Annotated in this window: 8 protein-coding genes; 4 read left to right on the top strand and 4 right to left on the bottom strand. The window is 70.2% G+C overall.

All coding sequences use genetic code 11. The annotated features are described in order from the left end of the window. Positions 1 to 29: 29 nt before the first annotated feature. Both E6A21_RS12775 and E6A21_RS12770 read left to right on the top strand, forming a co-directional pair. Entirely contained in the window at positions 30 to 308 is a 279-nt protein-coding gene (locus E6A21_RS12775) for an HPr family phosphocarrier protein (protein ID WP_138444535.1), read from the top strand. A gap of 58 nt (positions 309 to 366) precedes the next feature. Further along, the gene (locus E6A21_RS12770) at positions 367 to 1,443 is read left to right on the top strand and encodes a lactonase family protein (protein ID WP_171041389.1); all 1,077 of its coding nucleotides are present in this window, start codon (positions 367 to 369) and stop codon (positions 1,441 to 1,443) included. Between the two features lie 43 nt (positions 1,444 to 1,486). Here the strand turns inward: E6A21_RS12770 and E6A21_RS12765 are convergent, their stop codons facing one another. Then, entirely contained in the window at positions 1,487 to 2,899 is a 1,413-nt protein-coding gene (locus E6A21_RS12765) for a CoA transferase (protein WP_138444533.1), read from the bottom strand. A gap of 147 nt (positions 2,900 to 3,046) precedes the next feature. Here E6A21_RS12765 and E6A21_RS12760 point away from each other — a divergent pair, with 147 nt between their 5' ends. After that, positions 3,047 to 3,655, top strand: coding sequence for a COG4315 family predicted lipoprotein (locus E6A21_RS12760; protein WP_138444532.1), 609 nt, complete (start codon positions 3,047 to 3,049; stop codon positions 3,653 to 3,655). A gap of 133 nt (positions 3,656 to 3,788) precedes the next feature. Here E6A21_RS12760 and E6A21_RS12755 read toward each other — a convergent pair whose 3' ends face one another. Continuing rightward, a complete protein-coding gene (locus E6A21_RS12755; RefSeq protein WP_138444531.1) occupies positions 3,789 to 4,193 on the bottom strand; it encodes a VOC family protein in 405 nt (134 codons plus the stop codon). A 37-nt stretch (positions 4,194 to 4,230) separates the two neighbouring features. After that, positions 4,231 to 6,345 carry a phenylacetic acid degradation bifunctional protein PaaZ gene (paaZ, locus tag E6A21_RS12750; RefSeq protein WP_138444530.1) on the bottom strand — a complete coding sequence of 705 codons (2,115 nt, stop codon included), beginning with the start codon at positions 6,343 to 6,345 and terminating at the stop codon, positions 4,231 to 4,233. A gap of 179 nt (positions 6,346 to 6,524) precedes the next feature. Between paaZ and E6A21_RS12745 the strand changes: the two genes are divergently transcribed. Next, positions 6,525 to 7,316 carry an SGNH/GDSL hydrolase family protein gene (locus E6A21_RS12745; RefSeq protein ID WP_138444529.1) on the top strand — a complete coding sequence of 264 codons (792 nt, stop codon included), beginning with the start codon at positions 6,525 to 6,527 and terminating at the stop codon, positions 7,314 to 7,316. A 12-nt stretch (positions 7,317 to 7,328) separates the two neighbouring features. On the opposite strand, the gene E6A21_RS12740 is transcribed toward E6A21_RS12745, so the two are convergent. Further along, positions 7,329 to 8,069, bottom strand: a complete 741-nt coding sequence (locus E6A21_RS12740) for a tyrosine-protein phosphatase (protein WP_138444528.1) — start codon at positions 8,067 to 8,069, stop codon at positions 7,329 to 7,331. Positions 8,070 to 8,074: the final 5 nt, after the last annotated feature.

Here is an 8,074-nt window from a genome sequence, read left to right as displayed (position 1 = left end):
AGCTCGGACTCTGAAAGGAAACCCCCACCATGGCAGAACGCACCGCCACCATCGCCTCCCGCGTCGGACTCCACGCCCGCCCCGCCGCGATCTTCGCCGAAGCCGCCGCCAACACCGGCCTCGAGATCACCATCGCCAAAGAAGGCGAACCCGCCGACGAAGCCCTCGACGCCTCCAGCATCCTCTCCCTCATGTCCCTCGGCGCCGAACACGGCCAGAAAGTCACCCTCCGCGCCCAAGGCCCCAACGCCGAAACCCACCTCGACCACCTCGTCACCATCCTCGAAACCGACCACGACGCCGAATAACCCACCTGCCGTGTGATGGACTACAACCACTGGTAGTCCACCGACGGCAGGAGTGAGCGTGTCCCGATCCCTCGTCTACATTGCGTGCGCGACGGGTGGCGCCGTCGACACGTTCGCTCTCGACACCGAAAGCGGAACCCTCGAACGGCTGGCCCACACGGATGGGCTCGCCCACGCTTCCTCCATGGTGCTGGACGCCGCAGACGGCACGCTCTACGCGGCCTGCAACATCGATCGGCCCTCGCCGGAGGTGCCGCCGCGCGTCGTCGCCCTCTCAGCCGACCCGGCTTCGGGCCGCCTCTCCCCGGGGGCAAGCCGGGACCTTCCCGTCACGACGTGCTACGTCTCCCTCACTCCGGATCGCAGGGAGCTCTTCGGAGCCTCGTACCACGAGGGGCTGCTCATCCGCTTTCCGCTCCCCGGCGAGGGCGACGGCACCGTGCGGGCCTACGCGTCGGGGGCGAACACGCATTGCGCGGTCGTGAGCCCTGACGGCCGCTTCGTGTACGCCGCGTCGCTCGGCGACGACCGCGTGAGCTGGTTCCGGCTCGACGGGGAGGCCCCGGCCGGCACGGACGACGACATGACCGCCCCGAGCGGCCACGTCGCGGTCGAGCACGGATCGGGTCCGCGGCACCTGCGCTTCAACGCCTCCGGCGACCGCGTGTACGTCCTGCACGAGCTCTCGGGCGATGTCTCCGTCTTCGAGCGCGACGCCGAGACGGGCCATCTCGGCCTCCTGCAGATCGTCTCCGCCGTCGAGGGCCTCGACCTCTCACGCGGCGCCGTGCGCTCCCCGAGCACCCAGGATCCCGGCCAGAGCGTGATCTGGTGCGCCGACCTCCGCCTCACGCCAGATGGGGAATTCCTGTTCGCGACCGAACGGTCGACGAGCACTGTCGCCGCGTTCCGCGTCAACGGGGGCGGCCTCCTCGGGTTCCTCGGCCATACTCCCACCGAGGCCCAGCCGCGCGGGACCGCCATCGATCCCTCCGGACGCTTCCTGCTCGTGTGCGGGGAACGGTCCGACCATGTGAGCGCCTATCGGATCGGCGAGGACGGGTCCCTCACGAGCGTGTCCCGGGCCCAGACGTCCGGCGGCCCCCTGTGGATCGAATGCTGGGCAGTGGCCTGAAGCCGAGAGTGGCCTGAAGCCGAGAGTGGCCTGAAGCCGAGGCCTAGGCCGTGCGCCAGCGGAGGTCCGCCGTGCCGTAGAGCTCGGGAGGGTGGGGGTACTCGAGCTGTGCGCCGGCAACCCGCAGGGGCGGAGGGGTGAAGTCGAGCAGCCCGTACGCGCCGCTCTGCGACTGCCGGAGGGGAACCTCGACCGCTGTGGCACTCTGCTCAGGGGACTCGGTGCGGGGCTCAGGGGACTCGGTGCGCGACCCCAGCAGCCGGGCCGCGGTCGTGGCGAGCGAGAGGTGCGCCGATCCGGTCACCCCGCGCTCCCCCGCGGCGAGGAGCGCAACGGCTGCGGCAGCCATGCCCATGCCGGTCGCGTGGTCGAGGGCCTGGACGGGCAGCGCACCGGGACGTTCGCCACTTCCGTAGATGCTCGCGATCCCGCTCGTCGCCTGCACGATGCTGTCGAAGCCGCGCACATCAGCCCAAGGGCCCTCGCGGCCCCATGCGTTGAGCGAGACGACCGCCAGATGGGGTACGTCCGCCCGGAGCGACACCGGATCGAGCCCGAAACGCTCGAGGCCGCTCTGCCGATAGCCGAGGAAGACGACGTCCGCGTCCGCGGCGAGCTCCCGGACGCGGGCGAGCTGCTCGGGCTCGCGCAGGTCCGCGAGCGCGCTGCGCTTCGCGAAGTCCGTGTCGATGTGCTGGTCGAGCAGCTCGGGCAGCTGCGGCGGGTCGATCCGCAGGACGTCGGCGCCGAGCGCCGCCAGGAGCCTCGTCGCACTCGGACCGGCGATGACCCGCGTGAAGTCCAGAATGCGCACGCCCGCGAGCGGCTGGGCAGCCGAAGCAAGCGGGACGGCCTCGGAGGCCGGCCGGGGTGCGCCGCCGTCGAGCGTGAAGTCGATCCACGGGCGGCTCGCCGCTGCCGCGCCCATGGCCGAGGCAGCCCACTCCTCGGGGGTGCGCACCGCCCCCGCGACGCCGCGCGCCGCCTGCACCTCCCGCTCGACGTCGAGCGCGCTCCGTTCGCGGAGCGCCTCGTCGAGCCCCTCGGCCGTGGCAAGGCCCAAGGCCGCCAACAGCCGTTCCGCGTGGTGCGGGTAGTTGGCGTGGAGTCGGACCCAACCGTCACGCGTCGCGTGGAAGCCCGAGAGCGGCGCCCAGACGTCGGGCGGCGCTCCCTCGATCCGAAGGTGCGCGATCGAGCTGAAAGAGCCATGCACGAGGGCCGACGACGTCGAGACATCGCCAAGCCGAAGGCCGCGGACCCGGGCGAGCGACTCCAGTGCCGCAATGACGGCGCCAACCGAGCCGAGGGCCAGACCCTCGACGTCGAGCGGACCACCCCACCAGCGTCTCGGCCCGTTCCACCAAGTCTCTGACCACCCGCTCTCGGGCCCCGGCTCCTCGAGCGCGGGAGCGAGGAAGCGGCGCAGGGTGAGCAGGTCGGTCGTCTGGCCCATGCCACCAGACTGGCATGATGTCGCGGCGCGCGAGAGAGCCGACGAGCTTTTCAGGTGCCAGAAGCCCTTTCAGGTGCCAGAAACCCGTTTCCGGTGTCAGCAATCCCAACGGGGGTAGGGACCCGGTGGCAGGCAGGCGCCGATCCCATGGCGCCGCGCAAGGAAGCATCGGGAGGCCTCAGCATGCAGTTCAAGCACCGGTCACTGGCCCTCGCGGCGGTCTCGTCGGCCGTGCTCCTCGCCCTCTCCGGCTGCGGGGTCGGCAGCGCCGGCTCCCCGCAGTCTTCGGCCCCGGTCCCCTCGGCGAGCGGCTACGGGGCCGGGAATCTCGAGCCGCAGGCCTCGTCGCGCACGACGACGAACCTCAGCACGGCGACCGTCGACGGCCAGAAGATCATCGTCGACAGCAACGGCTCCCCGGTCTACATCTACACGCTCGACAACCCGGGTGAATCGAAGAGCGTCTGCCTCGGCAGCTGCGCGCTGCTGTGGCCGGCCGTGGAGAGCGGCGATCAGGCGCCACAGCTCCAGGGGATCTCGGCGAAGGTCGGCAGCATTCCTGCTGCCGACGGCGGAAAGCAGATCACGCTCAACGGCATGCCGATCTACTACTACGCGAAGGACAGCGGCTCGGGATCCGCCACAGGGCAGGGCGTCGCCGGCGTGTGGTACGTGGTTGGCCCCGACGGTTCGCCGATCTACGGTGGCTCGACGAGCACGAGTTCGCCGAGCCCGACTTCCTCGCTCTCGCGCTGACCACAGATCCGGGCTGACCACAGATCCGGGCTGACCACAGATCCGGGCTGACCACAGATCGCCCGGGGCGAGCGCCCCGGGCGACCGGCAGGGGTCAGGCCTGCATTTCCGTGGTCTGGCCGAGCACTTCCCTTCAGACGCTGTCTTCGATCGTCCCGCCCTGATGCAGGCACAGGATGTTCCCATCCGGGTCCACGAACCACGATGCGCGCTCGTCGCCCGCAGCGAAGATGTGGTGTTCATCCGTCTTGAGGTCCGGGAGATCGTAGTCCTCGAAGTGCACGCCGTGCCCTTCGAGATCCGTCATCGCGGTTTCGATGTCATCGACCTCGAACGTGAGGGCGGTGTGGCCCGTGTGGGCCGCCTCCGGGTCCACCATGAGGCCGAGAGATGCGGATCCGTCCAGACCGAAGATCAACATCCCGGTCGGGTCCTTTCCGCGGACTGGGAGCCCGAGCGCTCCCCCGTAGAAGTCCTTGGCGCGAGCCTCGTCGGCTACCGTCAGGATGGTTGTTGCGGGTCGTGTTGCCAGATTCATGGCACACCTCCACGAGGGTGAACTGACGCCACCAATTTTAAGCGGGCCACTCCTTCGCGACGAGGGTGAGCACGTCGTAGGTCGCGACGACCTCGTCGTCCTGGTTCTCGATCACCGCATCCCAGCAGACCTCCCCGTACTCGTCGGCGACGCGCGGGGTGATCTGCTTCGCCGTGAGCGTCACGCGGATCGAATCGCCCGCCGGAACCGGGGTGAGGAAGCGCAGGTTCTCGAGGCCGTAGTTCGCCAGGACGGGCCCGGGTTCAGGGGAGACGAAGAGGCCCGCGGCCCAGCTCACGAGGAGGTAGCCGTGTGCGACGATCCCCGGGAAGAAGGGGTTTGCAGCTGCTGCCTTTTCATTCGTGTGGGCGTAGAATTTGTCGCCCGTCTCCTCGGCGAACTGCGAGATGTCCTCGATCGTCACTCGGCGCAGCTCGGACCGCACGGCGTCGCCGATCCGCAGCTCGCCGAGCGGCTTGCGGAAGGGATGCGTGGCAGGATCGGCCGGATCTGAGAGGTGGCGGTCGGCACCTTTGTGCCACACGCCCGTCACGGCAGTGAGCATGTTGGGCGAGCCCTGGATCGCGGTCCGTTGCATGTGGTGCTTGACGGAGCGGATGCCCCCGAGCTCCTCGCCGCCGCCAGCGCGGCCGGGACCGCCGTGGACGAGGTGCGGGACGGGTGAGCCGTGCCCCGTCGAGGTCCGGGCGTCCTCGCGGTTGAGCACGAGCACACGGCCATGGTGGGACGCGATCCCGAGCGTGAGCCTCTGGGCGGTCTCGGGGTCGTTCGTGCAGACCGTCGCGACGAGCGAGCCCGATCCGAGGGCCGCGAGCTCGACGGCTTCCTCGATCGAGGCGTAGCCGACCACAGAGGAAACCGGCCCGAAGGCCTCGGTGCCGTGCAGGGCGGCGGCGCGGACGTCGTTCCAAGTGAGGACGACGGGGGCCATGAAGGCGCCGTCCGGCACGACCTTCCTGCCGCCGTCGGCCGTGACGACCTCGGGGGCATCGAGCGAGCCCCATGCGATCTGGCCACCGGCCGCGACGAGCGACTCGACGGCGTCCCGCACGTCCTCGAGCTGCCCGACCGAGGCGAGGGCGCCCATCGTCACGCCTTCGGCGCGGGGATCCCCGAGGACCACCTTCTGGGAAATCCGCTCGCCGATCGCCGCGACGAGCGGTTCCACGAACTCCTTCGGCACAATGGTGCGGCGGATCGCCGTGCACTTCTGGCCGGCCTTGACCGTCATCTCGGTGACGACCGAGCGGACGAAGGCATCGAACTCCGGCGTGCCCGGCTCCGCGTCGGGCCCGAGGATCGCAGCGTTGAGCGAATCGGTCTCCGAGGTGAAGCGCACGCCGCCGTGGACCACGTTCGGGTGGGACTTGAGCAGATTCGCCGTCGATGCCGAGCCCGTGAACGAGACCATGTCGCGGTAGTCGAGCTCGTCGAGCAGGTTCCGTGCCGAGCCGGAGATGAGCTGGAGCGAGCCCGCGGGCAGGATGCCGGACTCGACCATGAGGCGGACGACCGCTTCCGTGACGTAGCCCGTCGGCGTGGCCGGCTTCACGATGGTGGGGACACCCGCGACGAACGCGGGCGCGAACTTCTCGAGCATGCCCCACACCGGGAAGTTGAAGGCATTGATCTGGACCGCGACGCCGGGGATCCGCGAGTAGATGTGCTCGCCCACGAACGAGCCGTCGCGTGAAAGCGGCTCGAGCGGCCCGTCGATGATGACCTGGCTGTTGGGGAGTTCCCGCCGGCCCTTCGAGCCGAAGGTGAAGAGGACGCCGATTCCGCCGTCGACGTCGACCATCGAATCGACCTTGGTGGCGCCGGTCTTGTAGGAGAGCTCGTAGATCTCGTCGCGGTGGCCGTTGAGGAACTGGGCGAGCTCCTTGAGCTTGAGTGCGCGCTCGTGGATGGTGAGCTCGCCGAGGCCCGCCTGGCCCACGGTGCGGCCGTGACGGACGACGGCGGCGAGATCGAGCCCTTCGGTGCTCACCGTGGCGAGGAGTTCGCCAGTGCTCGCATCGCGGACCTCGGCCGGCTTGCCTGCGGCGCTGGTCTCGGGGGTCCACCACGCGTCGAGGACGTAGCTCGGGACGATCGTGGTCTGGACGGATTCTGCCGCGGCAGTGGTCATCGTCGACGGTTCCTTCCCATGGGGTCTCCGGGGGCCGGCCTGTCCCTGGCGCCGGAGCGTCAATTACTGACCGGCCGTTCGGTAATGGAACTAGGATACACAACCGCCCCGCCCTGCGCGAGACACATCCGGGGCCGCCGGCCCTAGTGCGCTCGGCACCGGAGTCCTATCGTGGCGCCATGGTCGCCACCACCCCCCGCCCAACGGCACGAATCGCGCGTCTCATCCTGGCCGTCCTCGCGGCCCTCGGCCTCGTCACGGGCATCGCCACGCTGCCCGCGGCAGCCGCACCCCCGCTGTCGTACGTTGCGCTCGGCGACTCGATCGCCGCTGGCACCGGCGGCGGGACCTACCTCAACGCTTGCCTCCAGACGCCAGGCTCGTACCCGGCGCTCCTCGGCGCCCAGTCGAACCTCGCCTGCTACGGCGCGACGACGGCCGACGTCATCGCAAAGCAGGCACCACTCGTCCCGTCCGGCGTCCGCGACGTGACGATCACCATCGGGGCCAACGACGTCGGCGATGCCCAGGTCTCCGGGGCGTGCGTGGTGAACCCGTCCGCGACGGCCTGCTCTGCGGCCCTCTACAACTCGGTCTTCGTCCTGCTCCCGCATCTGCCGGCGAAGCTCCAGGCCACGATCGCCGCCGTCCGGTCCAAGGCGCCCGGCGCCCACATCACGCTCACCGGGTACCCGATGCTCTTCACGGTCTCCGGACTTCCGCCGGCCGAGCAGCCGGCCGCCGCGCAGATCAACGGGGCCACGGCACTGCTGAACGCGACGATCGCCACGGCCGCGGTGACCCACGGGGCCTCCTACGCGGACGTGACCTGGGCGTTCCTCGGCCACGGGCTCGGTTCCCCTTCGCCGTGGATCCACCCCTTCACCCCCGGTGACCCGGCCTCGTTCCACCCCACGGCGACCGGCTACGCGCTCGGCTACGTGCCGTCAGTGCGGCCGTTCGTCCGGTAGGCGGCACCAGCTTCAGCGCGAGCCCAGCTTCGAGCGCACCCGCTCGAGCTCCTCGCGCGTGAGGCCATGCTCCAGGAGGTACTCCTCGGCGTCGATCCCCGCGCCGAACTCGGCGAGCGCCGCCTGCCGCTCGGCGAGGATCGGCGCGAGCTCCTCGGCCTCCTGGTAGCGCTCGTAAGGGTGCTTGAACGGACTGATCCGGTGCCATTCGTTGATGCTCCGGACGCTCGCCTCGTACTGTGCGGCAGCCACCTCCTGGGCGACCGCGGGATCGGCCAGCTGGAGCAGGAGGGTCACGATGATCCCCGTGCGGTCGCGCCCGGCGGAGCAGTGGACGACGACGCCGCCCGGAGCCTCCGCAATCGCCCGGAACACGGCGACGATCCGCTCGGGGAAGAGCCGGACGATGCCCGCATACCCGTTCGGGTGGTTGAGGTACGGCGGGACCTGACGGGCGAACAGGTCGGCGAGCTCGGGGTGCTCCGGGTCCTCGGTCGGGGCGTTCACGACGTCGATGCCTGCCATCGCCTCCGCCTGCACCTCCGGGTCGGTCGGCCTGCGCCGCCGCTCGCCCGGATTCCGCAGGTCGATCACGGTGCGGACGCCGTCGTCGTACATCTGCCGCCAGCCCCGCTCGGTGAGCCACTCGCTGCGGCCCATGCGGTAAACCGATCCGAGCACGCGGCGCGCGTTCACCGCGCCTTCCCACGGGACGGCGTTCTCGTGCCCGGCTGCCCGGTCCTCGGCGTCCATGGGCC

This window comes from Sinomonas susongensis, from assembly GCF_005877005.1.
Classification (GTDB): Bacteria; Actinomycetota; Actinomycetes; order Actinomycetales; family Micrococcaceae; genus Sinomonas; species Sinomonas susongensis.
The sequence above is the reverse complement of the archived record's forward strand: the minus strand, read 5'-3'. Positions and strand labels throughout refer to the sequence as shown.